Annotated in this window: 25 protein-coding genes; 14 read left to right on the top strand and 11 right to left on the bottom strand. The window is 71.7% G+C overall.

All coding sequences use genetic code 11. The features are described from left to right. Window positions 1-53: 53 nt before the first annotated feature. Entirely contained in the window at window positions 54-416 is a 363-nt protein-coding gene (locus OG408_RS21250; RefSeq protein WP_266780728.1) for a DsrE family protein, read from the top strand. A 13-nt stretch (window positions 417-429) separates the two neighbouring features. Here OG408_RS21250 and OG408_RS21245 read toward each other — a convergent pair whose 3' ends face one another. The 8 genes from OG408_RS21245 to OG408_RS21215 form a co-directional block, all read right to left on the bottom strand. Beyond that, on the bottom strand, window positions 430-762 hold the full coding sequence (locus OG408_RS21245) for a DUF3099 domain-containing protein (protein ID WP_285569215.1): 333 nt from the start codon (window positions 760-762) through the stop codon (window positions 430-432). A 179-nt stretch (window positions 763-941) separates the two neighbouring features. Then, complete coding sequence (locus OG408_RS21240; protein ID WP_018490348.1) at window positions 942-1,229, bottom strand: DUF1416 domain-containing protein; 288 nt, start codon at window positions 1,227-1,229, stop codon at window positions 942-944. A 49-nt stretch (window positions 1,230-1,278) separates the two neighbouring features. Continuing rightward, entirely contained in the window at window positions 1,279-2,124 is an 846-nt protein-coding gene (locus OG408_RS21235) for a sulfurtransferase (RefSeq protein ID WP_266780724.1), read from the bottom strand. Between the two features lie 182 nt (window positions 2,125-2,306). After that, window positions 2,307-2,414, bottom strand: a complete 108-nt coding sequence (locus OG408_RS40190) for a putative leader peptide (protein WP_351392369.1) — start codon at window positions 2,412-2,414, stop codon at window positions 2,307-2,309. A 259-nt stretch (window positions 2,415-2,673) separates the two neighbouring features. Then, window positions 2,674-3,363: an LmeA family phospholipid-binding protein gene (locus OG408_RS21230; protein ID WP_326671375.1), complete on the bottom strand. Its 690-nt coding sequence runs from the start codon at window positions 3,361-3,363 to the stop codon at window positions 2,674-2,676. 171 nt (window positions 3,364-3,534) lie between these two features. Next, window positions 3,535-4,878, bottom strand: coding sequence for a hypothetical protein (locus tag OG408_RS21225; RefSeq protein WP_326671373.1), 1,344 nt, complete (start codon window positions 4,876-4,878; stop codon window positions 3,535-3,537). A gap of 10 nt (window positions 4,879-4,888) precedes the next feature. After that, a complete protein-coding gene (locus tag OG408_RS21220; protein WP_266780718.1) occupies window positions 4,889-5,143 on the bottom strand; it encodes a MoaD/ThiS family protein in 255 nt (84 codons plus the stop codon). Window positions 5,144-5,196: 53 nt separating this feature from the next. Beyond that, complete coding sequence (locus tag OG408_RS21215; RefSeq protein WP_266780716.1) at window positions 5,197-6,081, bottom strand: alpha/beta hydrolase; 885 nt, start codon at window positions 6,079-6,081, stop codon at window positions 5,197-5,199. Window positions 6,082-6,382: 301 nt separating this feature from the next. Between OG408_RS21215 and OG408_RS21210 the strand changes: the two genes are divergently transcribed. The 6 genes from OG408_RS21210 to OG408_RS21185 all read left to right on the top strand — a co-directional run bounded on the left by OG408_RS21210 (window position 6,383) and on the right by OG408_RS21185 (window position 13,329). Continuing rightward, on the top strand, window positions 6,383-7,186 hold the full coding sequence (locus OG408_RS21210) for a response regulator transcription factor (RefSeq protein WP_266780714.1): 804 nt from the start codon (window positions 6,383-6,385) through the stop codon (window positions 7,184-7,186). A gap of 24 nt (window positions 7,187-7,210) precedes the next feature. After that, window positions 7,211-8,260: a LacI family DNA-binding transcriptional regulator gene (locus OG408_RS21205; protein ID WP_285569237.1), complete on the top strand. Its 1,050-nt coding sequence runs from the start codon at window positions 7,211-7,213 to the stop codon at window positions 8,258-8,260. A 92-nt stretch (window positions 8,261-8,352) separates the two neighbouring features. Continuing rightward, window positions 8,353-9,489, top strand: a complete 1,137-nt coding sequence (locus OG408_RS21200; RefSeq protein WP_326671370.1) for a S1C family serine protease — start codon at window positions 8,353-8,355, stop codon at window positions 9,487-9,489. Between the two features lie 89 nt (window positions 9,490-9,578). Further along, window positions 9,579-10,310: a response regulator transcription factor gene (locus tag OG408_RS21195; RefSeq protein ID WP_266780708.1), complete on the top strand. Its 732-nt coding sequence runs from the start codon at window positions 9,579-9,581 to the stop codon at window positions 10,308-10,310. Further along, on the top strand, window positions 10,307-11,746 hold the full coding sequence (locus tag OG408_RS21190) for a sensor histidine kinase (RefSeq protein WP_326671367.1): 1,440 nt from the start codon (window positions 10,307-10,309) through the stop codon (window positions 11,744-11,746). Before OG408_RS21195 ends, OG408_RS21190 begins: the two co-directional genes overlap by 4 nt. Window positions 11,747-12,030: 284 nt before the next feature. Next, on the top strand, window positions 12,031-13,329 hold the full coding sequence (locus tag OG408_RS21185) for an LPXTG cell wall anchor domain-containing protein (protein ID WP_326671365.1): 1,299 nt from the start codon (window positions 12,031-12,033) through the stop codon (window positions 13,327-13,329). Between the two features lie 109 nt (window positions 13,330-13,438). Here OG408_RS21185 and OG408_RS21180 read toward each other — a convergent pair whose 3' ends face one another. From OG408_RS21180 to OG408_RS21170, 3 genes are all read right to left on the bottom strand, one after another. Continuing rightward, a complete protein-coding gene (locus tag OG408_RS21180; protein ID WP_326671363.1) occupies window positions 13,439-13,753 on the bottom strand; it encodes a hypothetical protein in 315 nt (104 codons plus the stop codon). A gap of 52 nt (window positions 13,754-13,805) precedes the next feature. Further along, a complete protein-coding gene (locus OG408_RS21175) occupies window positions 13,806-14,699 on the bottom strand; it encodes a phosphatidylinositol-specific phospholipase C (RefSeq protein ID WP_326671361.1) in 894 nt (297 codons plus the stop codon). Between the two features lie 485 nt (window positions 14,700-15,184). Further along, the gene (locus tag OG408_RS21170; RefSeq protein WP_266780700.1) at window positions 15,185-17,050 is read right to left on the bottom strand and encodes a bifunctional metallophosphatase/5'-nucleotidase; all 1,866 of its coding nucleotides are present in this window, start codon (window positions 17,048-17,050) and stop codon (window positions 15,185-15,187) included. Window positions 17,051-17,592: 542 nt separating this feature from the next. Here OG408_RS21170 and mshD point away from each other — a divergent pair. The 7 genes from mshD (at window position 17,593) to OG408_RS21135 (ending at window position 24,860) form a co-directional block, all read left to right on the top strand. Further along, complete coding sequence (gene mshD / locus OG408_RS21165) at window positions 17,593-18,531, top strand: mycothiol synthase (protein ID WP_326671359.1); 939 nt, start codon at window positions 17,593-17,595, stop codon at window positions 18,529-18,531. A 91-nt stretch (window positions 18,532-18,622) separates the two neighbouring features. Continuing rightward, a complete protein-coding gene (locus OG408_RS21160) occupies window positions 18,623-19,033 on the top strand; it encodes a GntR family transcriptional regulator (protein ID WP_326671358.1) in 411 nt (136 codons plus the stop codon). Then, a complete protein-coding gene (locus tag OG408_RS21155) occupies window positions 19,030-19,932 on the top strand; it encodes an ABC transporter ATP-binding protein (protein WP_326671357.1) in 903 nt (300 codons plus the stop codon). Before OG408_RS21160 ends, OG408_RS21155 begins: the two co-directional genes overlap by 4 nt. Continuing rightward, a complete protein-coding gene (locus tag OG408_RS21150) occupies window positions 19,929-20,939 on the top strand; it encodes an ABC transporter permease (protein WP_326671355.1) in 1,011 nt (336 codons plus the stop codon). Before OG408_RS21155 ends, OG408_RS21150 begins: the two co-directional genes overlap by 4 nt. A gap of 243 nt (window positions 20,940-21,182) precedes the next feature. After that, window positions 21,183-23,438: an RNA degradosome polyphosphate kinase gene (locus OG408_RS21145; protein ID WP_326671353.1), complete on the top strand. Its 2,256-nt coding sequence runs from the start codon at window positions 21,183-21,185 to the stop codon at window positions 23,436-23,438. Beyond that, complete coding sequence (locus OG408_RS21140; RefSeq protein WP_326671351.1) at window positions 23,425-24,435, top strand: CHAD domain-containing protein; 1,011 nt, start codon at window positions 23,425-23,427, stop codon at window positions 24,433-24,435. The genes OG408_RS21145 and OG408_RS21140 overlap by 14 nt, the downstream gene beginning before the upstream one ends. Further along, on the top strand, window positions 24,432-24,860 hold the full coding sequence (locus OG408_RS21135; protein WP_266780685.1) for an NUDIX hydrolase: 429 nt from the start codon (window positions 24,432-24,434) through the stop codon (window positions 24,858-24,860). The genes OG408_RS21140 and OG408_RS21135 overlap by 4 nt, the downstream gene beginning before the upstream one ends. The last annotated feature ends 278 nt before the right edge of the window (window positions 24,861-25,138 follow it).

Raw genomic sequence — 25,138 nt, 5'->3', positions numbered from 1 at the left:
CTGACCCCCAAGGCGCCAACGAGGTTGCACGGCCGAGGATTACAGTTCGGCATATGCCGAAGAAGCTCGTGATCAAGGTGACCGCAGGTGCCGACTCCGCAGAGCGCTGTTCGCAGGCGTTCACCGTCGCGGCGGTCGCCGTCGCCAGCGGCGTGGAGGTCTCGCTCTGGCTGACCGGGGAGTCCGCCTGGTTCGCCCTGCCGGGGCGTGCCGCCGAGTTCGAACTCCCGCACGCGGCCCCGCTGCCGGATCTGATCGAGTCGATCCAGGCGGGCGGCCTGATCACCCTCTGCACCCAGTGCGCGGCCCGCCGCGACATCACCGAGCAGGACGTCCTGGAGGGCGTACGGATCGCCGGCGCCCAGGTCTTCGTCAGCGAGGTCATGGCCGACGGCGTCCAGGCCCTCGTCTACTGACGGGGCCGGTCGCTCACTGGCGGCGCTTCTTGCCGTCGAGCTCGTCCCACCACGCGTCCGACTCCGGATCGCCGGTGGGACCCTTCGGTGGGGGGCCGCCCCTGCCGGAGCGGGGCGGGGCAGCGGGCCGGGGCCGGGACCCCGGGGCGGGGTCGTCCCACCAGCGGTCCTCCGGGCCCTTCCGGTTCGCGACCATCGCCGCGACGGGCGGGATCACCATCGCGACCACGCACATCGCGATGGCGGCTGGCATCGACCAGAGCCTCACGAAGGCCCAGGCCGAGACGAAGAGGACGAGACATCCGCCCATCATCAGGAAGTAGGCGCGCCGGCGTCGGCGGTACATGAATCCAGCGTAGGCCCGATTCGCCCACCCGGCCGGTCCTGGACCGCGCCGGCTTGCGCCCGGACGGCACGAAGGGCCGTACCCCGGTTTCAGGAAGGCGTCCAACCCCCTGGGGTACGGCCCTTCGGCCGGTCGTCGGCAGAGCCGCGACTACCGCTGCCGCATGTGCGGAAGAGGCACTAGACGGCGATGGCCACCTCGGAGAGGCCGCCCGTCTGCGCCACGACCGTACGGTCGGCGCTGCCGCCCGGAACCAGGGCGCGCAGCGTCCAGGTGCCCTCGGCCGCGTAGAAGCGGAACTGTCCGGTCGCCGAGGTCGGGACCTCGGCGGTGAACTCGCCGGTCGAGTCCAGCAGGCGCACGTAGCCGGTGACGGGCTCGCCGTCGCGGGTCACGCTGCCCTGGATGGTGGTCTCACCGGGCTTGATCGTCGAAGCGTCGGGGCCGCCGGCCTTTGCTCCACACATGGCGTTCTGTCCTTCTGGTCGGGGGTCGTGCTGGTCCAGGTCGTACGGGTTACTTGTTGGCGCCGAGCTCGATCGGCACGCCCACGAGGGAGCCGTACTCGGTCCACGAACCGTCGTAGTTCTTGACGTTCTCCTGGCCGAGCAGCTGGTGCAGCACGAACCAGGTGAGCGCGGAGCGCTCACCGATGCGGCAGTAGGCGATGGTGTCCTTCGCCAGGTCGACCTGCTCGTCCTCGTAGAGGGCCTTGAGCTCGTCGTCCGACTTGAAGGTGCCGTCGTCGTTGGCGTTCTTCGACCACGGGATGTTGCGGGCGCTCGGCACGTGGCCGGGGCGCTGCGACTGCTCCTGCGGGAGGTGGGCCGGGGCGAGCAGCTTGCCGCTGAACTCGTCGGGCGACCGCACGTCGACCAGGTTCTGGGTGCCGATGGCCTTCACGACGTCGTCGCGGTAGGCGCGGATCGACTCGTCCTGCGGCTGGGCCTTGTACTGGGTGGCCGGGCGGGACGGGATCTGGTCGCCGTCGACCAGGTCGCGGGAGTCGAGCTCCCACTTCTTGCGGCCGCCGTCGAGCAGGCGGACGTCCTGGTGACCGTAGAGCTTGAAGTACCAGAACGCGTAGGACGCGAACCAGTTGTTGTTGCCGCCGTACAGGACGACCGTGGTGTCGTTGCCGATGCCCTTGCCGGACAGCAGCTCCTCGAAGCCGGCCTGGTCGATGAAGTCGCGGCGGACCGGGTCCTGGAGGTCCTTGGTCCAGTCGATCCGGATCGCGTTCTTGATGTGGTTCTTCTCGTACGCCGAGGTGTCCTCGTCGACCTCGACGATGGCAACCTTCGGGTCGTCGATGTGGGCCTCGACCCAGTCGGCGTCTACCAGGACGTCACTGCGGCTCATTCTGTTCTCCTCCGGGGCAGTCTGCGGCGAGATGATGCGAGTTGGTGCGTGATGGTGCGTGATGGTGCGCGGTCCGGATGTGCGCGGCGCGGGCTCGGCGCGTGCACCGTCGTCACGCGGGATGGCCCCGACGAGCGGTCGAGGGGCCGGGAATGCGGGAGGTCGAAATCGACAGATCCCGCTCAGACAGTGCGACAGAGCATGGCGGCGACGCGGCACAGGTCCACTGCCCGCCGCTTCGTGAGATCCGCCTGTCCCCGCTGTCGGAGACCGCTAATAGAGCACTGCATGGGACCGATCGTAGGGACGTACGGGCGGACATGTCACCGTTGTGTCGCATATTGAGACACGATCGTCCGGAATGCGAGACGAGAGTCGGAACACGGAGGGTCCGGAGCGCCTGCCCGGGGCGTGGGGCCCGTCGGGCATCTACGGAACGGACTCCGGCGTCTCAGCATGTGGCGCGGCAGCCCTCAAGGCGCTCAAACGCTGTCACGGCGCCAAGGGGCGGTCAGGCCACCCAGGGCCTCTACCCGGCCGCGGGAGGTGTTATCCGGCGAGACGGACGTCCGTGCCCGTCACGGAGATCTCCAGGCCGTCGGCGGTGGGCTGGATCTTCTGCAGCTTCAGACCGTTCGGCAGTCCGCCGACCCCGCGCTCGAAGTCGGTCTTCTCGCGGATCAGACCCTCCAGGCCGGGGATTCCCTCACCCGGGACCTTGTCCGCGTGCACCCGCACGGTGTGGCCGTCGACCAGGGTGACGGTGGACAGGACGCTGCGCGTGATCGTGCGGCCGAGGATGTTGACCGCACCGGTCACCTTCACCTTGCCGTTGCCGCCGTACTCGACGACGACGTCCTTGTCGGCCGCCTCGGTCAGGTCCGCGTACGAGATGACGGCCGTGCCGCTGGCACGGGCCGCGGTGGCGCCGGAGAAGCCGTCGGTCAGCCGGACCTGGCGCAGCTCCGCGTTCATCCGGCTGATCCGGAGCATGCGGCCGCCGGCGCTCGTCTCGATGCCGGTGACCTTCACGTCGACCTCGTCGAGCTCCGATCCGGCCACCTGGGTCAGGAACGGAAAGCCCTTGATGGAGACGTCGGTGGAACCGATCCTCGCCCCCTGGACCACGACCCGGTCCGCCGCCTCCGACTCGGCGAAATACACCGCCGCACGGTCCACGGCGATGAACACACCGGCCAGAACCACCACGACGACCAGCAGTATTCGCAGCGCTCGCATGCCTGTCCTCCCCCACCCCGCGTCCGTCCGGACGCCCGGCGCCCGTGAGCCTACTGCGGCCGCACGTCACGCCCGGGGTGATCGACGAACGGAAGCCCCCCACCGGTTCCCCGTGGAGGGCTTCTCATGCCTGCGCCGCGAAACGGATCGCGGATCGTTCGCGGAAAGGGCCTACGAGAGCATGCGTCCGATCAGGTAGACGGCCGGGGCGGCCGAGGTGAGCGGCAGCGCGACTCCGGCGGTCATGTGCACGAAGCGTGACGGGTAGTCATAGCTCGCCACCCGCAGCCCGATCAGCGCGCAGCCGCCGGCCGCGAGGCCGAGCAGTGCGCCCTTGCCGCCCAGGTCCGTGACGGCGCCCGCCACCGCACCGGCGCCCGCGGCGACGACCAGCGCCGCCACGACCGAGGCCGGTCCGGGCAGCGGGAGCGCCCGGACGAGCACGGCGAGCGCGACGGCCACGCCGCCGACCGTCACCGCGTCCGGAACGGCCGCGAGGTGACCGGCGGCGAGGACCGCGAGGGCGGCCGACGCGACCGTGGCCATCAGCCCCTGCATCCGCTCGTCGGCGCCCGCCCGGCTGCGCAGCTGGAGCACGACGGTGAGCAGCACCCAGACGCCGAGCGTGCCGAGCATCGCGGCCGGCCCGTTCTCCCGGCCCGCGGCCAGCAGCGCCACATCGGCGACGAGTCCGCCGGCGAAGGCGAGCGCGATGCCCTGCCGGGCCGGCCACATGCCGTTGAGCCGGAACCACCCGGCCGCGGTCACCGCCTGGAGCAGCACCAGCGGAACGACCAGGGCGTACGGCCCGACGGCCGCCCCGAGCGCGAGCAGCAGCCCGAGCCCCGCGGTGATCGCGGCCGGCTGCATGCCGGGGGCGATGATCGGCGAGCGGCCCTCGGCACGGGCGCGCTGGGCGTCGGTGATGCGGCTGTTGCCCAGGGTGGTCGGCGCGCTGTAGCCGTCCTCGCCCTGCGCGGCGGCCTGCGGCCCGGCCACCGGTGCGGGACCGGCCGCCGGGACGTCCTGTGCCTCGGGAGGCAGCGGGTACGAGCCTGCGGCGCCCTGCGGCGGCAGCTGGGAGGCGGCCGGTGCGGGCTGGATCGTCGGCTGGTACTGGGTGTCCCAGGTCTGCCCCTCCCACGTCTGGGTGACGCCCTGCTCACCGGCCGGCCAGCCACCGCCGGCCTGCGCCTGGGGTGCTTGCTGGACCTGTGGGGCCTGGGGCGCCTGTGGGGCTTGTGGGGCCTGCTGCGGGTCGTACGCGCCCTGCGGGTCGTAAGCGCCCTGTGGGTCGTACGGGACGCCGTACGGCGCCGCATCGCCCGCGTAGGGCGCCTGCTGCCCGTACGAGGGATCCGGGTACCCCTGCTCCGGATACCCCTGACCGCCGTAGGGCGACGGCTCTGCGTACGGGTACTGCGGCTGCTGCGGCTGCTGCTGCGGCTCCTGTCCGTACGGATACGGCGGCGGCGGCTGCTGCGGGTACGGCTGCTGCTGATCGCTGCTGCTCATGTTCTGCGGTTCACCCTCCTGCGAACGGCGGGAGCACCTCGACCGTGCCGCCCTCGGCAAGGCGTACGGTCTCATGGCTCCGGGTCCCGACGGGGTCACCGTCGATGAGGAACGAACACCTTTGGAGTACCCGGCTCAGCTCACCGGGGTGCTGCGCGCGCACCGCGTCGAGCGCCTCCTTGAGCGTCGCGGCGGTGTACGGCTCCTCCGCGGTTCCGGCCGCGGCCTTGGCGGCGGCCCAGTAGCGGATCGTTCCCGCGGGCATGGCGGCGCTCCTCTCGTCTCGCGTCAGCTCACGCGTCGGCTGTCCATCATGGTTCACGGCGTCACCGGGTCCATCGCCCAGTCGGCGATGCGGGTGAGCAAGGTCTCGTCGGCCGCGTTCTCCGCGTGGCCCATGCCGTGCTCCAGCCACAGGCCGGCCGCCCCGCCCGCCGCGTCGGCCAGCATCCGCGGATGGTCGAGCGGGAAGTACGGGTCCTGGTCGCCGTGGACGATCAGCAGCGGGGCGGGGGCGATCAGCCCGGCGGCCTCGGCCGGGGAGAGCGGCACCGGGTCCCAGTCGTTCCGGTCGATCCGGGTCCGGAAGCCGTACCGGCCGACGACGCGGCCGGTGGGCCGGGTGACCATCCAGTGCAGCCGCCGCATCGGGGCCGTCCCCCGGTAGTACCAGCGCGCGGGGGAGCTCACGGACACCACCGCGTCGGCGTGCGCCTCCCCGTGCGCTTCCGTGCGCCCCTCCGCCTCCCCCTCCGCGCCGGGGGCCGTATACAGCGCCCCGTGCCGAAGCACCACGGAGCCGCCCATCGAGAACCCGGCCGTAACGATGCGCCGGTGTCCGAGCGACCGCGCCCAGGCCACCGCGGCCGCCAGATCCAGCACCTCGCGGTCGCCCACCGTGGACCGGCCGCCGGAGCGCCCGTGCCCCCGGAAGGAGAACGTGACCACCGCCGCACGCTGGGAGAACACCTCCGCGGCGCGCCGCACCGCGGGGCGGTCGGCCGAACCGGTGAATCCGTGCGCGACGACGATCGCCGTACCCGCGTCACCGGCCTCCCCGCCCGCGCCGGCATCCGCCGTACACGGTTCGTACACCGCCTCGATCAGGACCCCGTCATCGGTCGGCAACGTGGTCCGCAGCGCACCGCGCGTGATCAAGGGAACAGAAGAAGTGCGAAATCGCCCCTCGGACACAGAACTCATGTGGGCTATTCTGCTGGGAAGAGGATCCGGGCAAAGCAGCCCCCGGGTCCTTTTGTGCTTTCCGCGCGTTGTTACGACGACGTTTCGACAAGCTCAGCGGTCCTGGGCGCGGGCCGCACCGGTAAAAACCGTATGACGAAATGTCGTACGGCCCCGCACGAAAAAGCGTACGAAGCAGTGCCGAATACTCCCCCGGGTCCCACCCGGGAGTGCCCCTCTCGCAGGGAACGAGGAGGACCGACGTAATGGGCGAGCCAACCGTGCACGATCATCGACCGACGACCCAGGCAGGTGGGCGGCGATGAGTTCACTGCTGCTCCTGACGAATGCCCTCCAACCGTCGACGGAGGTGCTTCCCGCCCTCGGCCTCCTGCTGCACAGCGTGCGGGTCGCCCCCGCCGAAGGACCCGCTCTGGTCGACACCCCTGGTGCCGACGTGATCCTCATCGACGGACGCCGCGACCTTCCCCAGGTCCGCTCGCTCTGTCAGCTGCTGCGGTCCACCGGACCCGGCTGTCCGCTGATCCTCGTCGTCACGGAGGGCGGCCTCGCGGCCGTCACCGCGGACTGGGGCATCGACGACGTGCTGCTGGACACGGCGGGCCCCGCCGAGGTCGAGGCGCGGCTGCGGCTGGCCACCGGCCGGCAGCAGATCACCTCCGACGACTCCCCGATGGAGATCCGCAACGGTGATCTCTCGGTGGACGAGGCGACGTACAGCGCCAAGCTGAAGGGCCGGGTCCTGGACCTGACCTTCAAGGAATTCGAACTGCTCAAGTACCTGGCGCAGCACCCGGGCCGGGTCTTCACCCGTGCCCAGCTGCTCCAGGAGGTCTGGGGCTACGACTACTTCGGCGGTACGCGGACGGTCGACGTCCACGTACGGCGGCTGCGCGCCAAGCTCGGCCCCGAGCACGAGTCGCTCATCGGCACCGTCCGCAACGTGGGCTACCGCTTCGTCGCGCCGGAGAAGGTGGAGCGGGCCGCCGCCGAGGAGGCCAAGGCGGCCGCCGCGAAGGCGGCCACCGAAACCGTCACCCGTTCGGAGCAGCCCGAGGTAGCGGAGGTCACGGAAGAAGCCCCGGTCCAGCCTGCCAAGAGGTAGGTCCATCCGCGTAGACTGCCGCGCGTGGCCAAGGTGACGCGGGACGATGTGGCGAGACTGGCGGGGACGTCGACCGCAGTGGTCAGTTACGTCATCAACAACGGACCCCGGCCGGTCGCCCCGGCCACGCGCGAGCGGGTACTCGCCGCGATCAAGGAGCTGGGCTACCGGCCCGACCGGGTCGCCCAGGCGATGGCCTCGCGGCGGACCGACCTCATAGGCATGATCGTGCCCGACGCGCGGCAGCCGTTCTTCGCGGAGATGGCGCACGCGGTCGAACAGGCCGCCGCCGAGCGCGGGAAAATGGTGCTCGTCGGCAACTCGGACTACCGCGACGAGCGCGAGGTCCACTACCTGCGGGCCTTCCTCGGCATGCGCGTCTCCGGGCTGATCCTGGTCAGCCAGGGTCCCAGCGAGCGCGCGGCTGCCGAGATAGAGGCGTGGGACGCCCGGGTCGTGCTGCTGCACGAGCGGCCCGAGGCGATCGACGACGTCGCGGTCGTCACGGACGACGTCGGCGGCGCCCAGCTCGCCACCCGCCATCTGCTGGAACACGGCAACGAGTACGTCGCGTGCCTCGGCGGCATGGAGTCGACCCCGGCGGTCGGCGACCCGGTCGCCGACCACGTCGAGGGCTGGCGCCGGGCGATGCACGAGTCGGGCCGCTCCACGGAGGGCCGGCTCTTCCAGGCCCCGTACAACCGCTACGACGCCTACCGGGTGGCGCTGGAGCTCCTCGCGGGCCCGGACCGTCCCCCGGCGATCTTCTGTTCGACGGACGACCAGGCCATCGGGGTGCTGCGGGCCGCGCGCGAGCTCCGGATCGACGTGCCGGGCGAGCTGGCGGTGGCGGGCTTCGACGACGTGAAGGAAGCCGGTCTGACCGATCCGCCGCTGACGACGGTCTTCTCCGACCGCCCGGCGATGGCGCGGGCGGCCGTGGACCTGGTGCTCGACGACTCGCTGCGGGTGTCGGGCTCACGGCGTGAGCGGCTGAAGCAGTTCCCGTCGGCCCTGGTGGTCCGGCGCTCGTGCGGCTGCGGAGAACCGCCGGCGGCACGGGTGCTGTCCTGAGGGCTGGCCTTTATATCGGGCATACGAGGTTCTGCCGGGCTTCTCAGGACGTACTCAGGGTCCTCTCATGTTCGCTGGACACTCTCGTAGACATGACAGAGAGCCAGCGCCCGAGCGGCGAGTACCCGATGTACCCCTCGTACGGCAACGGCGACGCGGCCTACCCGCCGCCGCCGTCATACCAGCCCGCGCAGCCGGTCAGCACGGGCCCCGGAACCACCGTGTGGCCCGGTCCCGGCGCGGCCGACGCGTACAACGGCGGTGCGGGCCACGGCGGTGACGGCCTCCACGGGCTGCCGCAGCCGGCGCCCGAGCCCGCGCCCTCCCGGCGCCGGGTCCGCCGCCCGGTCGCGCTCCTCGCGGCCGTGGCCATCGCGGCGGCGATCGTCGGCGGCGGCACCGCCACCGTGATCGGACAGCTCACCGACAACGGCACCACCAGCAACGGCAGCGGCGTCGTCCCCGGCACGACCGTCGCGCAGAGCAGCAAGGGCACCGTCTCCGGCGTGGCCTCGGCACTCTCACCGACGATCGTCGAGATCGGCGCGACCTCGAACGCGGGCGAGTCCACCGGCTCCGGTGTGGTCATCACGTCCGACGGCGAGATCGTCACCAACAACCACGTCGTCGCGGGCGCCACCTCCGTCAAGGTCACGCTGAGCACCGGCAGGACGTACACCGCGGACATCGTCGGCACCGACGCCGACAAGGACCTCGCGCTGATCAAGCTGCAGGGCGCGAGCGGGCTGAAGACGGCCACGCTCGGCGACTCCTCCAAGGTCGCCGTCGGCGACCAGGTCGTGGCGATCGGTTCCCCGGAGGGCCTCACCGGCACGGTCACCAGCGGCATCGTGTCCGCGCTCGACCGTGATGTCACGGTCGCCAAGGACGGCGACAGCGGCAGCGGCCAGGGGCAGGGGCAGGGGCAGGGCGGCGGGCAGCAGTGGCCGTTCGAGTTCGGCGGACAGCAGTTCAACGGCGAGACCGGCGACTCCACCACCACGTACAAGGCCATCCAGACCGACGCCTCGCTCAACCCGGGCAACTCCGGCGGCGCCCTGATCAACATGGACGGCGAGATCATCGGCATCAACTCGGCCATGTACTCGGCGAGTTCGAGCAGCGGTTCCACCGGCTCCAGCGCGGGCAGCGTCGGCCTCGGCTTCGCCATCCCGGTGAACACCCTCAAGGCCGACCTCGACACCCTGCGGGCCGGCGACGGCTCCTGATCCGCGCCGCCGCACCCGGGCCGTGCGAGGCTGAGAAACTGGCGGGCGGCGCCCCGCCCCGTACGGACCGAGAAGAGGACGAAGCAGCGATGAGCCCCGCCGAAGACGATCCGCAGCGCATCCTGATCGTCGACGACGAGCCCGCCGTGCGCGAGGCCCTGCAACGCAGTCTCGCGTTCGAGGGATACGGCACCGAGGTCGCCGTCGACGGTCTCGACGCCCTCACCAAGGCGGAGTCGTACGCACCCGACCTCATCGTCCTCGACATCCAGATGCCCCGGATGGACGGGCTGACCGCAGCCCGCCGCATCCGGGCCACGGGCACCACCACGCCCATCCTGATGCTCACCGCCCGCGACACCGTCGGCGACCGCGTCACCGGACTCGACGCGGGCGCCGACGACTACCTGGTCAAGCCCTTCGAGCTGGACGAGCTCTTCGCCCGCATCCGCGCCCTGCTGCGCCGCAGCTCGTACGCGACGGCGTCGGGTGCCGACCTCCCCGACAACAACGTGCTGGCCTTCGCGGACCTCCGGATGGACCTCGCCACCCGCGAGGTCAGCCGGGGCACCCGCCGCGTGGAGCTGACCCGCACCGAGTTCACCCTGCTGGAGATGTTCCTCGCGCACCCGCGCCAGGTGCTGACCCGCGAGCAGATCCTCAAGGCCGTCTGGGGCTTCGACTTCGAGCCGAGCTCCAACTCGCTGGACGTGTACGTGATGTACCTCCGCCGCAAGACCGAGGCGGGCGGCGAACCGCGCCTGGTCCACACGGTGCGGGGCGTCGGGTACGCGCTGCGGGCGGGCGGGGGCGAGGGGTGACGGGGCCCCTGCACCGCTTCCGCACCCTGCCGCTCCGGTCCCGCCTGGCGCTGCTGGTCGCGACGGCGGTGGCGGTCGCGGTGGCGGCGGTCGCGGCGGCGTGCTGGTTCGTGACGAAGGCACAGCTGGAGCAGCAGCGGGACACGACGCTGCGCTCCACCAAGGTCGACAACGAATACCTGATCGACCTCTACCAGCACTGCACCGGCATCAGCAAGCAGCCGACCCGGCCCTACACGGGCTTCACCGTCCAGCTCATCGACGCCCAGGGGACGGCCTGCACCTCCCCGGACTCGTCCGCGCTCCCGGTGACCGCGGACGACCTCGCGGTCGTCAGTCACGAGCGGAGCGGGGCGCTTCACTCCGAGGCCGATGCCGATGGGGTGAAGATGCGGGTCTTCACCTATCCGGTGACCGTGACGGTGTCCCGCGGGCCGGGTCAGCCGCGCGCCGAAATCGATCTCGGCGTCTCCGTCGCCCGCCCGGTGAGCGAGATCGACAAATCCCTCTCCACCCTCGCCTGGGTCCTCCTCCTCGTCTCCGGCATCGGCGTCGTCGGCGCGGGCGCCGCCGGTCTCTGGGTCGCCCGCTCCGGCCTGCGGCCCGTCGACGAACTCGCCGAGGCCGTGGAGCACGTGGCCCACACCGAGGACCTCACCGTCCGCATCCCGGTCGAGGGCGAGGACGAGATCGCCCGCCTCTCCCGGTCCTTCAACTCGATGACGGCCTCCCTGGCCACCTCGCGCGACCGCCAGGCCCAGCTGATCGCGGACGCCGGCCACGAGCTGCGCACCCCCCTCACCTCACTCCGCACCAACGTGGAACTGCTCGCCCGCAGTGACGAGACAGGCCGGGCGATCCCGCCCGACGACCGCAAGGCCTTGATGTCCTCGGTCAAGGCCCAGATGACCGAGCTGGCCTCGCTCATCGGCGACCTCCAGGAGCTCGCCCGCCCGGACGCCGCCCAGCCCGGGCCGCTCCAGGTGGTGCCCCTGCACGACATCACCCGCACCGCCCTCGAACGCGCCCGCCTGCGCGGTCCAGAGCTGACGATCACGGCCGACCTGGCCCCCTGGTACGTAAGGGCCGAGCCGGCCGCGCTGGAGCGGGCGGTCGTCAACGTCCTGGACAACGCGGTGAAGTTCAGCCCGCCGCGCGGCACGATCGACGTCGTCCTGCACCGCGGCGAGCTGACGGTCCGCGACCAGGGCCCCGGCATCCCCGCCGACGAACTCCCGCACGTCTTCGAACGCTTCTGGCGTTCCCCCTCCGCCCGCCAGCTGCCGGGCTCGGGCCTCGGCCTGTCGATCGTCGCGCGCACGGTCCAGCAGGCCGGCGGCGAGATCGCCCTGCTGCCCGGCCCCGGCGGGGGCACGGAGGCTGCCATCCGACTCCCCGGAGCACCCCAGCCACCGCCGGACGCGCCGCTGGGGTGAGGGGGCGAGGCAACTGCCGGGGTGGGCAACGCGCAGCTCAGCAAGGGTCCGGGCAAGCCCTGTGCCTTTCGTCACAACGAAAGGCACAGGGCTGAGAGCAACTGCGCCCTTTCGTGACGTCTGTCCGCGACCGGGGCCCCGGACCGGTCCGTAGCGCCGGAAAAAGCACGCCACCGCCTCCAGCGACAGCCATAGCATCTTCACAGCCGCCCGCGTGATCCTGCCGCCGTGGCAGCCGTTCGCCCCTATTTCTTTCCTTTTCGGATCCGGACCCAAGGGCTCATGTGAAGATTCGCCGCATTCTCGCCACTGCCGTGGCCGTCGCCGTGACCGCACCCGCCGTACTGCTCTCCGTCACCCCCGCGTTCGCGGACGCCCCACCGACGGCACAGACGCAGGCCAAGCCGACACTGGAAGAGCTCGAAAAGGCCGCGGCCGTGGCACAGGAGGCCTACGACAAGGCACTCGCCGCGAAGACCGCCGCCTACGAAGTGCTGAAGGAGGCGCTCTCCGACACGGCACCGCTCACCCTGGCCGCCAAAGCCGCCAAGACGGCCGCAGACGAGGCAGGCACCTCCAAGACCGCCGCCGACCAGGCCGTCACCGACGCGAAGGCCGCCCTCGACGCGCTGCCCGAGACGGCCACGGAGGAGGAGCGGACCGCGGCCGAGACCGCCGTCACCCGGGCCGAGGCCACCGCCGCAACCGCCGCCGACGACAAGACGGCAGCCGACGCGAAGGCCAAGGAGGCCGGCAATGCCGCCGACGACGCACGGGTCGCCGCTGCCCGCGCCTACTCCCTGGTGCAGAAGGCCCTGACAGACGCCCTCCACGCGAAGACCGCCGCCGACGACGCGCTGGCCAAGGCCCGCGAAGAGGAGAACGAGAACCAGGACTGCGTGGCCGAGCCCGGTCTCACCACCGTCCTGACCGGCGTTCCGGACTCGATCACCGCCGGTACGACCACCGCCCTCTCCCTCCGGGTGAGCAACCGCACAGACAAGGCCATGGACGACGTCCTCGCCCACGCCTTCACCCACGCCACCGACACGAGCGGCCTCAAGGAGACGGACAAGCTCCTGCACCTGCAGTGGTCCACGGCGTCCTCCCCGAAGTGGCACAGCATCGGCGGCGACCACCTGATCGACGGCATCGGCCCGCTGAAGGCCGGCGCCCACGCCGACATCAAGCTGCGCCTCACCATCGACGCGTCGGCCCCGGCCGGTAACGGCGCCGCCTTCGTGTCGGCCGACTACACCAACGAGAACGGCTCCTGCGGGGGCAACCCGGACATCGCCATGTACGACTTCGGTGTCCTCAAGGCCGCGAAGCCGAAGCCCGGCAAGACCGACTCCGGCACCACGGGCACGACCGGCACCGGCACCACCGGCACCTCGGGCGGCTCCAACCCGTCGGCCCAGGGCACGGCGTCGAGCAACCCGGTGGCCACCGGCGACGGCACCCTCGCCTCCACCGGTTCGTCCGATACCTCGCAGCTCGGCCTCCTCGGCGCTGCGGCCGTGGCACTCGGCGCGGCGGCAATGTTCGTCGTCCGCCGCCGCAAGGCCGGCTCCCAGGTCTGACAGCCGGGAACCGCGGTCAGGGGTGGCAGGCCGGTCGGCCCGCCACCCCTGACCGCGTACTCCGGGGCTCCGGAGCCCGCCGCCTTTTCGACGTCGGTGCGGTCGATGGTCACTCCGGCCCAACGGTTCGGTATGAAGTGCGGCTCAATTGGTCTTGCAGCCGTGCGTGCCCGAACCGGTAGACCGCACCGGACCGCAGCAGCACACCCCGCTCGTGGGCGTCGTCGAGAAAGGCGATCAGTGCCCAGGACAGGCGTCCCCGCAAGGGCAGCCAGATGCGGCACAGGGCCACCCACTGGCACCACGCGGTCATGGTGAGTCCGTGTCCGATCCCGCCCGCGAACGCGGACACGAGCCCGAACACCAGCCCGCTCAGGAAGCCGCACAGAGGACCGTGCTGCACACCCTCGGTGATCCCGGCCAAGGGGCCGAGTACGCAGGTCCATGCGAGCAGGTCGTAGACCCGGAACGGCGGCTCAGGCCGCCGGGTTGTGCCGGAGCAGGGACTCCACCAGTCCGGACCGGGTCGCCGGGAAGTCCAGCGGAACGATGCCGAGACCGGTCCAGCCGGACGCCTCCGCGCCGTCGAGGAACGACTGGACCTGGGGGTTGAGCCGGTCCGCGTTCCCCCGGGGCGGCAGGAGAGCGGCGGTCGAGACGTAGTTCATGAAGAGCTTGCCCGGCTGCTCCGCCGCCTTGCGGAACTGGGCCTCGATCTTCGGGTACTTGGCGAACGGCTCCGCCATGTAGTCGTCCTGGATGTCGAAGAGGTCCGGATCGGCGTAACGCACCCCCGGCAGGCCCCCGTTGTCAGCCAGCAGCACCACCTTGCCGCGCGCCTCCCCCAGCGCGGGCAGCGCGGAGTCGATGCGGAACAGCGGCCGCCAGCCCCTGGCGTCCAGGTAGTCGTCGAAAACCGCCCGGAACGCCGCGTCGCTCTCCTCCGAGTACTCCTGCTTGACCCGCATCAGTACCGTCTCGGTGGGCCGCGCGGACAGGAAGTCCCGGCAGGCGCCCAGGACATCCCCGAACATCAGGTTCTGGTACGAGGCTCCGTGGTGGATCGCGAAAGACCCGTCCGTGATCCGGCACCGCACGTCGAGGAAGCGCAGCCCGCTGTTCAGCTGTTCCGCGATCGTCGTGTTCTGGCACTCCGTCCAGGGCCCGCCGTAGCGGGCGCCGGAGTCGTGCGAGCCGGGGATGGTGAGCCGTCGCAGCTCCGTGGCGTCCGCGATGCCGCTCATCCAGTCCTGAGCGGTGAGGGCTCTGCGGGCCGTGGCGCGGGCGGGTGCCGTGCCCAGGACCGCGGTGGCGGAAACGGCCAGTGCGCCGGCCAGGAAGTTCCGGCGGTTGGCTGTGTACGGGCTCATGCGGGGTCGCCTCCGGGTGCCGTGTGGGGTCAGCGTGGTACTGGCGTGCGGGCCGGGCCCATGGATTATGTCGGGTGCACGTCACCGCAGGAAGAGGCCGTCCCCCGGGCATCCGGACACCCGTGGACCCGTTCCGGACAGAGTGGTGCAAGCACCGGCAGCGTGCCGCTGACGCGTGGTTGGAAAAGAGCCCCCACACCGGAGGAGCCGCGGATGAACCTCGGAACGATCGGCATATGGAGCCTGGCCTTCACACACGGGGACCGCGGCTCGCCGCCGCCCGGTCCGTCGGAGTGCGTCCGTACCTCGTGGACGTCACCCACACCGCCTGGGCCCGGTCGGACCTGAACACCGCATCCCTGCTGGCCGCGGAACAGACGGTCATCCTCAGCACCGGCCCTGGGACCGCCCGCACCGACTCGGACACGGGCGCGGGGGCGGCGGACCGTCCGGCCCACCGCCCCCGCGCCCCTGCCACGTACGTCCTACTGAACGACCGTGATCCGGTCCGTCGCCGGCGGGGCCAGCGGCGCCGCGGCCGTGGAGTGCGCGGCCAGGTAGGCGTTGAACAGGTCCAGGTCGGATGCGCCGACCAGCTTGTTGGTGCCCGCACCGAGGGCCGCGAAGCCGTCGCCGCCGCCCGCCAGGAACTCGTTCATGGCGACGCGGTAGCTCTTGGCGGGGTCGATCGCCTCACCGTTCAGCTTGATCGTGTCCGCGACCACCCGGTCCGCCCCGCTCTTCGTCATGTCGAGCGTGTAGGTGAGGCCCCTGGACACCTGAAGGATCTTCGGGCTGGCCTCGTTCGAGCCGCTGACCTGCTGCTGGAGCGCGGTGACGAGCTGCGCGCCGGTCAGGTCGACGACGTTCATCATGTTGGTGAAGGGCTGCACGGTGAACGACTCCCCGTACGTCACCACGCCGTCGCCCTCGCTGCCCGTCGCCTTGTAGACGAGGTCGGCGCGGATGCCGCCCGGGTTCATGAACGCGACGACCGCCCCGCCCTTGTCGGCCGGGGCCAGACCCTCGAGCTGCGCGTCGGCGATCAGATTGCCGAGCGGCTTCTCCGGGGCCGTGGAGCCGCGGCCGTTGATGTCCGCGGAGATGAAGCCCTGCGGCCGGTTGGCGATCGGCGCCGCGAGGGTGTTCCAGCGCGCGATGAGCGCCGTCATGTCCGTGGCCTTCGCCTGGTCCCGGGTGACGACGTGGTTCGCCGAGACCGGGTTCGCGGGCGCGGGGTGGTGCTTGGAGGACTTCGCCGTACCGGAGCCCTTCACCGCCGTGCGCACGATGTCCTTGGTGCGGCGGTCGTACGTGAGCGTGGTGTCCGTGTACAGCTTGCCGAACGACGCGGCCGACGTGACCAGGCGCGGGTTGCCCGCCGGGTCAGGGATCGTGCAGACGTACGCCTGGTGGGTATGGCCCGTCACCAGCGCGTCGACCTTCGGCGAGATGCCCTTGGCGATGTCGGTGATCGGTCCGGAGATGCCGTCACCGGCACCCGGGCTGTCGCAGTCGTAGTTGTACGAGGACGAGGCCGGGGCGCCGCCCTCGTGGATGAGCGCGACGATCGACTTGACGCCCTGGCGGTCCAGCTCCTTGGCGTACTTGTTGACCGTCTCGATCTCGTCGTGGAACTTCAGGCCCTTGACGCCGTTGGCCGTCACGATGTTCGGCGTGCCCTCCAGGGTCACCCCGATGAAGCCGATCTTGACGCCGTTCTTCTTCCACACGGTGTACGGCTTGAGGATCGGCTTGCCGGTCTTCTCGTCCGTCACATTGGCGGCGAGGTACGGGAAGTCGGCGCCCTTGAACTTCTTGCCCTGCTCGTAGCACCCCTCGACCGGGTGGCAGCCGCCGTTCTGGAGGCGGGCCAGCTCGGTGGCGCCCTCGTCGAACTCGTGGTTGCCGACGCTCGTCACATCGAGGTCGATCTTGTTGAGCGCCTCGATGGTGGGCTCGTCGTGGAAGAGACCCGACAGCAGCGGGCTCGCGCCGACCATGTCGCCGCCGGCCGCGGTGATCGAGTACGGGTGCCCCTTGCGCGCGGTGCGCAGCGAGGAGGCGAGGTACTCGACGCCACCGGCCGGAACGGCCTTCACCGTGCCGTCGGCCTGCGTCTCGTTGACCGTGCCGGCCGAACCGGCCGGCGGCTCCAGGTTGCCGTGCAGGTCGTTGAAGGACAGCAGCTGGACGTCGACGGTCCGGGCCGGGGGGTGATGGCCGTGGCCCTTGCCGTGCCCGTGGGCGCCGGCCGGCATGGCGGCGACGAGCGCGCCGACGGTGGCCAGACCGGCCGCGGCGGCGAGCACCCGCCGGGACGCGCGGTTCTTCTGCGGTGTCGCTGACATCGGACCCCTTGTGAGTTCAGCGGGAGGTTTGAGGGTGGTGACGAGTCTGGATCCTGCGTGCCGCAGCCTAGAGTCAACGCGCGTAGCGCGACAGATGTTTGGGGTTACGAAAAGGTTGCCGCCGAGGTTTTCGCGGGGTTCGCCCCTGTCCGGTGTGTGGGGGTGGGGGCCCTCCGGGGCGTCTCCTCAAAAACTGGCGTGGCAACCCGACACGTAGCGGGGGCCGGGTAGTACGCCATTTTTCTGCGGGGACGCCCCTGCACGCCCCCACCCAGCATCAGTCGCGTCTGAACCCCGACGAAACGAACGCCGCAGACGCAAGGCGGCCGGGTCCGGGGCCGTGCAGGGGAGTCCCCGCAGGACGACGAACACATACCGGGCTCCCGCCGCGTGGGACTGGAAACGTTCGTCGTTTGAGGAGACGCCCCGGAGGGGCACCGGACCCCCACCCACCCGGAAGCGCGCCCCGCGGGGAACCCGCACGAACAAGCCCGTCCGGCGATTGAGGACGGAACCCCGCCACCCCCCGTACGCTCGTACACATGACGACTGACGTACCCCTCCCCGCCCCCGGACGCGAGATCCAGACGCTCGACACCCTCTCCCCCGACCAGGCCGGAGCCGTCTCCGAGCTCCTCGCCGAGGCCGCCCGGTCCGACGGCCGGCAGGCCGTGTCCGAGCAGGGGCGGCTCCAGCTGCGGGGCGGGCACCGGGAGGGTGTGCGGCACTTCCTGCTGACCGCCGGGGGCGTGCTGGTCGGGTACGCACAGCTGGAGGACACCGACCCCGTCGAGGCACCGGCCGCCGAGCTGGTCGTGCACCCCGCGCACCGCGGGCACGGGCACGGGCGGGCGCTCGGGGCGGCGCTGCTCGCCGCGACCGGCAAGCGGCTGCGGGTCTGGGCGCACGGCGGGAAGTCCGCGGCGCGTCACCTCGCCCAGGTGCTCGGCCTGTCCCTGTTCCGCGAACTGCGGCAGCTGCGGAGGCCGTTGAACCCGCTGAACCTCGCGGAGCCGGTGCTGCCGGCGGGCGTCACCGTCCGCGCCTTCGTGCCCGGCGAGGACGACGCCGCCTGGCTCGCGGTGAACAGCGCCGCGTTCGCCCACCACCCCGAGCAGGGATCGCTGACCCAGCGCGACCTCGACGACCGCAAGGCCGAGCCCTGGTTCGACCCGAAGGGCTTCTTCCTCGCCGAGCGGGCCACCGACGACGGGGGCACCGAGCTCATCGGCTTCCACTGGACGAAGGTGCACTCCGAGGAGCAGCTCGGCGAGGTGTACGTGGTCGGCATCCGTCCCGACGCACAGGGCGGCGGCCTGGGCAAGGCGCTCACCGCGATCGGGCTGCGCCACCTCGCCGCCGAGGGGGTGCCCACGGCGATGCTCTACGTCGACGCGGACAACGTCGCGGCCGTGACGGTCTACGAGCGCATGGGCTTCACCACCCACGAGGTGGACCTGATGTACCGCACGGAGTCCTGACCTCCCCTCAACACCCCAAGGGGCGGCGTCTCTTGACGTCGCCCCTTCTTTGCGCCACCCTTTCACTACTCAATTAGTGAAAGGGGTGAACATGGCACAGTCCGCAGCGGTCGAGTTCCGCATCGACCGGCGCAGCGGCGTCGCCACGTACCTCCAGATCGTCCAGCAGACCAAGCACGCCCTGCGTCTGGGGCTGCTGGAGCCCGGCGACCGGCTGCCCACCGCCCGCGAGGTCGTGGAGGCCACCGCCATCAACCCGAACACCGTGCTCAAGGCCTACCGCGAGCTGGAGCGCGAAGGCCTCGTCGAGGCCAGGCGCGGGCTCGGCACCTTCGTCACCCGGACCCTCGGCGGCGCGGCGGCCGCCGATGACGCCCCGCTGCGCGCCGAACTCGGCGACTGGGCCCGCCGGGCCCGCTCCGCCGGCCTGGACAGGGACGACGTGAGCGCGCTCTTCACCGCCGTACTGGACACGACCTTCGAGGGGGATCAGCCCGGATGACAGGCGCTGCGATCGAGGCCGACGGCCTCGGCATGAAGTACCGGGGCAGGGGCGGGGGCTGGGCGCTGCGCGACTGCTCGTTCCGGCTGCCCGCCGGGCGCGTGTGCGCCCTCGTCGGACCCAACGGTGCCGGAAAGTCGACCCTGCTGGGCATCGCCGCGGGCTTCCTACGGCCCGCCGAGGGAACGGTACGGGTGCTGGGCTCGCCGCCCGCCGAAGCCCGTAGCCGGATGGCCTTCGTGGCCCAGGACAAGCCGTTGTACCCGCAGTTGACGGTGACCGAGACGCTCTGGGCGGGCGCCGAACTCAACCCCGCCACGTGGGACCAGGACACCGCCGAACGCATCACGGAGCCGCTGCCCGGAGGCGCGAAGGTCCGCACCCTGTCCGGCGGCCAGCGCACCCGCCTCGCCCTGGCCCTCGCCCTCGGCAAGCGGCCCGAACTGCTGCTGCTGGACGAGCCGATGGCCGATCTCGACCCGCTGGCCCGGCACCAGCTGATGGGCGCCCTGATGGTGGAGGCGGCCGAGCACGCCACGACCATCGTGATGTCGTCGCACATCCTCACCGAACTGGAGGGCGCCTGCGACTACCTTCTCCTGGTCGACGGCGGCCGCATCCGGCTCGGCGGCGAGACGGACGAACTGCTCGCCGCGCACACCCTGCTCACCGGCCCGGTGCGGGACCTGTCCCCGCACACCGTCGTGGAGTCGCGCACCACGGGACGGCAGCTGACCGCACTCGTCAGGAAGGAGGGCCCGGTGGACACCTCGGCCTGGGAGACGACGGAACCGTCCCTCGAGGAGCTGCTGCTGGCGCACCTGCGGTCCCCCGACGCACCCGCCCTGCTCACGCCGAGCGCGGACGCCGGGACCCGAGTGGCGGTGAGCGCGGCATGAGTGCGACCATCGCACCCGCACCGCCCCTCCCTACCAGGTCCGGCCCCACTCTGCGCGCCAGTACCCGCGTCGTTCTGCGGCAGCACCGGCGGGCCCTGTGGGCCGCGGGCGCACTCGCTCTCGTCGGGATCCTCGTTCTGGTCGGCTACACACTGTGGGCCGTCCACGTCACCGACGCGTTCGAGAGCGACCCCTGTTCGTCGGCCGGGGCGAGCGGCGCCCGCTGCGATGCCAGGATCCAGGAGTTCGGCGACTCCATGTCCGAGTTCGGCACGTTGCTCACGTACACCGGACTGGCCCTGCTGCTCCTGCCCGTGTTCGTCGGCGCATTCGTCGCGGGGCCCATGATCGCCAGGGAGTTCGAGAACGGGTCGTACAAGGTCTCCTGGACGCAGTCGGTGTCCCCGACCCGCTGGCTGCTGGCCAAGCTCGCCGTTCCGGCCGTGCTGCTCATCGCCGTGGTGTCCGTCCTGTCCGCCGCCTTCGCCTGGGCCCGGTCACACCTGGACTTCGACCACACGTCCAGCTGGTGGTCGCCCCTGGTCTTCCCCGCCATGGGCACCGCGCCCGTCGGCCGCGCCCTGCTCGGGCTCGCCATCGGTGCGCTCGCCGGCGTCCTGATCCGCCGCACGGTGCCCGCGATGTCCGTGGCAGTACTGGCCGCCTCCGCGTCCACCGTGGTGCTGACCACCCAGCTAGATGCTCTGTGGCCCCTGCGGACGTCGATCAGCACCGAAATCACCGGCCTCGAGGGGAACTCCTGGGAAGTCGACATGGGCCGGATCACCGCCGACGGCCGCCGACTGGCGATGGAGACCTGCCGGCCGGACTTCAGCGCTGAGGAGGCCCGCTGCGCGGCGGAGCACCACGCGACCGGGTTCTACATCGACTACCACCCCACCTCGCACTTCTGGCCGCTCCAGCTCGTCGAGACCGGCATCCTGCTCGCCCTCGCCGCGGTCCTGGTCGCCGTCACGTTCCGGGTGCTGCGCCGACGGCACGGCTGAGGCTCGGGGAACCGCGCCCGGGGGCCCCACCGGCCCCCGGACCGGGCCCACACCGCTTCCTGCATGTCATGTCGCCGTTACCGGCCATTCAGACGGTCTTGCGACCCTCACACAATGCAGCCAGCTGTGCCGACCCCCCGCAACGGGAGAATTCCCGGCGGAGAGCGCGCCGACCACGCGATCTCCGCGATCTCATCCCCCTCCGACGCGCCCCCCGAGCACTCCGCGCGGAAGAATGGGCCCATGAGCCAGCAGCCCAGCTCCGAGGTCCCGGTCCAGCCCACCGCCCAGCCGTCCGTCGGCTCCCTCGCCGCGCACCGGCCGCACGCCGTCGCCACCGGGTCGGCCGGCCACGCCGCCCTGTCCACTGCGGCGGATCTCGACCCCGACATCGATGCCGACGTCGACGCGTACGAACCCGATGCCGACGGCGACGAACTGCCCCAGGGCCGATTCCTGGACCGGGAACGCAGCTGGCTCGCATTCAACGAACGCGTTCTGGAACTGGCCGAGGACCCGTCGACCCCCCTCCTCGAACGGGCTAATTTCCTCGCCATCTTCGCCTCGAACCTGGACGAGTTCTTCATGGTCCGGGTCGCGGGCCTCAAGCGCCGTATCGCGACCGGTGTCGCCACCCGGTCCGCCTCCGGCCTCCAGCCCCGCGAGGTCCTCGACCTGATCTGGACCCGGTCGCGCGAACTCATGGCCCGGCACGCCGCCTGCTACCAGCAGGACGTCGCCCCCGCGCTGTCCGACGAGGGCATCCAGCTGATCCGCTGGCCGGAGCTGAACGAGAAGGAGCAGGCCCGCCTGTTCACCTTCTTCCGCCAGCGCGTCTTCCCCGTGCTCACCCCGCTGGCCGTGGACCCGGCGCACCCCTTCCCGTACATCTCCGGCCTCTCGCTCAACCTCGCCGTCGTCGTACGCAACCCGGTCAGCGGCCACCGGCACTTCGCCCGGGTCAAGGTCCCGCCGCTGCTGACCCGCTTCCTGGAGGCCTCGCCGCAGCGCTACGTCCCCATCGAGGACGTCATCGCCGCCCACCTGGAGGAGCTCTTCCCTGGGATGGAGGTGCTCGCGCACCACATGTTCCGGGTCACCAGGAACGAGGACCTGGAGGTCGAGGAGGACGACGCCGAGAACCTGCTCCAGGCCCTGGAGAAGGAGCTCATGCGACGCCGCTTCGGGCCGCCGGTCCGCCTGGAGGTCGAGGAGTCCATCGACCCGTACGTGCTGGACCTGCTGGTCCGCGAGCTGAAGGTGTCCGACGCCGAGGTCTACCCGCTGCCCGGGCCGCTCGACCTCACCGGACTGTTCGGCATAGCGTCGCTGGACCGGCCGGAGCTGAAGTTCCCCAAGTTCATCGCCGGCACGCACCGCGACCTCGCCGAGGTCGAGTCCGCCTCCGCGCCCGACATCTTCGCCGCCCTGCGCGAACGCGACGTACTGCTGCACCACCCGTACGACTCCTTCTCCACCTCCGTCCAGGCCTTCCTGGAGCAGGCGGCGGGCGACCCGGACGTCCTCGCGATCAAGCAGACGCTGTACCGGACCTCGGGCGACTCACCGATAGTGGACGCCCTCATCGACGCCGCCGAGTCCGGCAAGCAGGTCCTCGTCCTCGTCGAGATCAAGGCCCGCTTCGACGAGCAGGCCAACATCAAGTGGGCGCGCAAGCTGGAGGAGGCGGGCTGCCACGTCGTCTACGGGCTGGTCGGCCTGAAGACGCACTGCAAGCTCTCCCTCGTCGTCCGCCAGGAGGGCGACACCCTGCGCCGGTACTCGCACGTCGGCACCGGCAACTACCACCCCAAGACGGCCCGGCTCTACGAGGACCTCGGCCTGCTCACCGCCGACCCGCAGGTCGGCGCGGACCTCTCCGACCTCTTCAACCGGCTCTCCGGCTACTCCCGCCGCGAGACCTACCGCCGGCTGCTCGTCGCCCCGAAGTCCCTGCGCGACGGGCTGATCGTCCGGATCAACAAGGAGATCGCGAACCAGCGGGCCGGCCGGCCCGCGTACGTACGCATCAAGGTCAACTCGATGGTCGACGAAGCGATCATCGACGCCTGCTACCGGGCCGCGCAGGCGGGCGTCCCGGTCGACATCTGGGTCCGCGGCATCTGCGCGATCCGGCCCGGCGTCACCGGCCTCTCCGAGAACGTCCGGGTCCGCTCGATACTCGGCCGCTTCCTCGAACACTCCCGGGTCTTCTCGTTCGGCAACGGCGGCGAGCCCGAGGTCTGGTTCGGCAGCGCCGACATGATGCACCGCAACCTCGACCGCCGCATCGAGGCCCTGGTCCGGGTCACCGACCCCGCCCACCGGGCCGCCCTCAGCCGGCTCCTGGAGACCGGCATGGCCGACACCTCCTCCTCCTGGCACCTGGGTCCCGACGGGAACTGGACCCGGCACGCCACGGACGCGGAGGGCCGGCCGCTGCGGCACGTACAGGAAATGCTCATTGACGCCCGGAGGCGCCGGCGTGCGACGCCCTGACCACCAGACACAGGCGGACGTGACCGCGGGGGCGGTGCTCGCACCGTATCTGCGGGCACAGGCCGCGGACTTCCTGCGCAGCCTGCGTCTGCACCGCGAGAACAGTGCCCCCACGGACGCCGGACCCCAGGCCGCCGAACAGGCCGCCTGGGCGCTGCGCCGATCGGCCCGCCGGATCAGCGGCACCCTGCACACCTTCCGGGCCGCGCTCGACCCGCTCTGGGCCGAGCAGCTGCGCACCGAGCTGGCCTGGCTGTCCGGCACGCTCGGCCGCGAGCACGCGTACGCGGACCGGCTGAACCGGCTCCTCGACGCACTGCACGGCCTCTCGGGGGCGCCGCTGCCTGCGGCCCGTACCGCGTCCGGCACCGCCTCCGCCTCCGCCTCGGCCTCCGCCGACAAGGAGCGCGCCGTACTCGGCGTCGGCGCCGCCCGCGCCGGGGCGCTGCTGGAGCGCCAGCTGACCCTGGCCCGGACCCGCGCCCACTCCGCCGCGCTCCAGGCGCTCGGCTCCTCCCGCTTCCACGCGGTGGCCGACGCCGTCGCGCTGCTCGCCTCCGAGGTCCCGCTGTCCGCCGCGGCCGCCGACCCCTCCGGCGACCTGCTGCACGACCCGGCCGGCCGCGCCGAGCAGCGCCTGCTCGGCGCCGTCGCCGCGCTCCCCCCGTACGAGACGGCCGAGCCGTACAACGAGGCGCACGACGCGCCCTGGCACCAGACCCGGCTGCTGCTGCGCCTGCACCGGTACGCCCACGAGGTGGTACGCGGCGCCCCCGATCCGGTCCTGGCCGGCCCCGGCCACGCCCTCGACCTGCACCGGGACGCGGCGGAGGCGGCGGCAGCGGCGGCAGCGGCCGCCCGCACCCCCCGGATCGCGCCGACGACCGCGTACGCCCTGGGCGTGCTCCACGCCGACCAGCGCCACGAGGTGGAGGCGGCGCGGTCGGTCTTCCGGGAGTGCTGGCCGTACGCGACCGCGGCGGCGACCCGGCCATGACCCGGACGGCGAACGGCACGGTGCGGGCGGCGGGGTGCGTGCTCTGGCGCCGCCCGCCCGCGTCCGCCGGCGGGGGCGTGGAGTTCTGCCTCGTCCACCGGCCGCGTTACGACGACTGGTCGTTCCCGAAGGGCAAGCTGAAACGCGGCGAGTCCCCGCGGGACGCGGCTCTGCGCGAGGTCCTGGAGGAGACGGGCCACCACTGTGTGCCGGGTGCCGTGCTCCCCACGGCCCGGTACGTCGCGAACGGCCGCCCGAAGGAGGTCACGTACTGGTCCGCCGAGGCCACGGCGGGCGCCTTCGTCCCGAACAGTGAGGTGGACGGCGTGCTGTGGCTCCCGGCGTCGGCCGCCCGCACCCGCCTGACCCAGCCCCGCGACCGCGATCTGCTGGACGCGGCCCTGCGGACCCTGCCGGCCGCGTAACGCCGGCCGCTCCGCCCCGCCCGCTGTCCGAGGGCGGAATCCGCCGCCCGGGACCGGGCCGCCCCCGCGTGTGGCGTGCGCCCGGAGCCGTCATGCCGTGGACCCCGCCGCCCCGGAACCGGGCCGCCCGACACGGTTCACCTTCCGTTCACTCACCCCCGCAAACCGCTTCACCTGTTCTGCCTAATTTCGGCAGTACACGGTGCGCGGCGAACGACCGCACCACTCCGGGAATCTCCCGCACCGGACATGACTTCCGCACCACCCACACCTCGCAC

This window comes from Streptomyces sp. NBC_01257, from assembly GCF_035917255.1.
Lineage (GTDB): Bacteria > Actinomycetota > Actinomycetes > Streptomycetales > Streptomycetaceae > Streptomyces.
The sequence above is the reverse complement of the archived record's forward strand: the minus strand, read 5'-3'. Positions and strand labels throughout refer to the sequence as shown.

Coding starts and splice junctions, on each gene's coding strand:
- OG408_RS21170 (WP_266780700.1), bottom strand. CDS start 17,050: ATGTCAGCGACACCGCAGAAGAACCGCGCGTCCCGGCGGGTGCTCGCC.
- OG408_RS21235 (WP_266780724.1), bottom strand. CDS start 2,124: ATGAGCCGCAGTGACGTCCTGGTAGACGCCGACTGGGTCGAGGCCCAC.
- OG408_RS21215 (WP_266780716.1), bottom strand. CDS start 6,081: ATGAGTTCTGTGTCCGAGGGGCGATTTCGCACTTCTTCTGTTCCCTTG.
- OG408_RS21160 (WP_326671358.1), top strand. CDS start 18,623: ATGGCACAGTCCGCAGCGGTCGAGTTCCGCATCGACCGGCGCAGCGGC.
- OG408_RS21210 (WP_266780714.1), top strand. CDS start 6,383: ATGAGTTCACTGCTGCTCCTGACGAATGCCCTCCAACCGTCGACGGAG.
- OG408_RS21200 (WP_326671370.1), top strand. CDS start 8,353: ATGACAGAGAGCCAGCGCCCGAGCGGCGAGTACCCGATGTACCCCTCG.
- OG408_RS21245 (WP_285569215.1), bottom strand. CDS start 762: ATGTACCGCCGACGCCGGCGCGCCTACTTCCTGATGATGGGCGGATGT.
- OG408_RS21150 (WP_326671355.1), top strand. CDS start 19,929: ATGAGTGCGACCATCGCACCCGCACCGCCCCTCCCTACCAGGTCCGGC.
- OG408_RS40190 (WP_351392369.1), bottom strand. CDS start 2,414: ATGCAGTGCTCTATTAGCGGTCTCCGACAGCGGGGACAGGCGGATCTC.
- OG408_RS21135 (WP_266780685.1), top strand. CDS start 24,432: ATGACCCGGACGGCGAACGGCACGGTGCGGGCGGCGGGGTGCGTGCTC.
- OG408_RS21195 (WP_266780708.1), top strand. CDS start 9,579: ATGAGCCCCGCCGAAGACGATCCGCAGCGCATCCTGATCGTCGACGAC.
- OG408_RS21225 (WP_326671373.1), bottom strand. CDS start 4,878: ATGAGCAGCAGCGATCAGCAGCAGCCGTACCCGCAGCAGCCGCCGCCG.
- OG408_RS21250 (WP_266780728.1), top strand. CDS start 54: ATGCCGAAGAAGCTCGTGATCAAGGTGACCGCAGGTGCCGACTCCGCA.
- OG408_RS21175 (WP_326671361.1), bottom strand. CDS start 14,699: ATGAGCCCGTACACAGCCAACCGCCGGAACTTCCTGGCCGGCGCACTG.
- mshD (WP_326671359.1), top strand. CDS start 17,593: ATGACGACTGACGTACCCCTCCCCGCCCCCGGACGCGAGATCCAGACG.
- OG408_RS21230 (WP_326671375.1), bottom strand. CDS start 3,363: ATGCGAGCGCTGCGAATACTGCTGGTCGTCGTGGTGGTTCTGGCCGGT.
- OG408_RS21220 (WP_266780718.1), bottom strand. CDS start 5,143: ATGCCCGCGGGAACGATCCGCTACTGGGCCGCCGCCAAGGCCGCGGCC.
- OG408_RS21145 (WP_326671353.1), top strand. CDS start 21,183: ATGAGCCAGCAGCCCAGCTCCGAGGTCCCGGTCCAGCCCACCGCCCAG.
- OG408_RS21155 (WP_326671357.1), top strand. CDS start 19,030: ATGACAGGCGCTGCGATCGAGGCCGACGGCCTCGGCATGAAGTACCGG.
- OG408_RS21240 (WP_018490348.1), bottom strand. CDS start 1,229: ATGTGTGGAGCAAAGGCCGGCGGCCCCGACGCTTCGACGATCAAGCCC.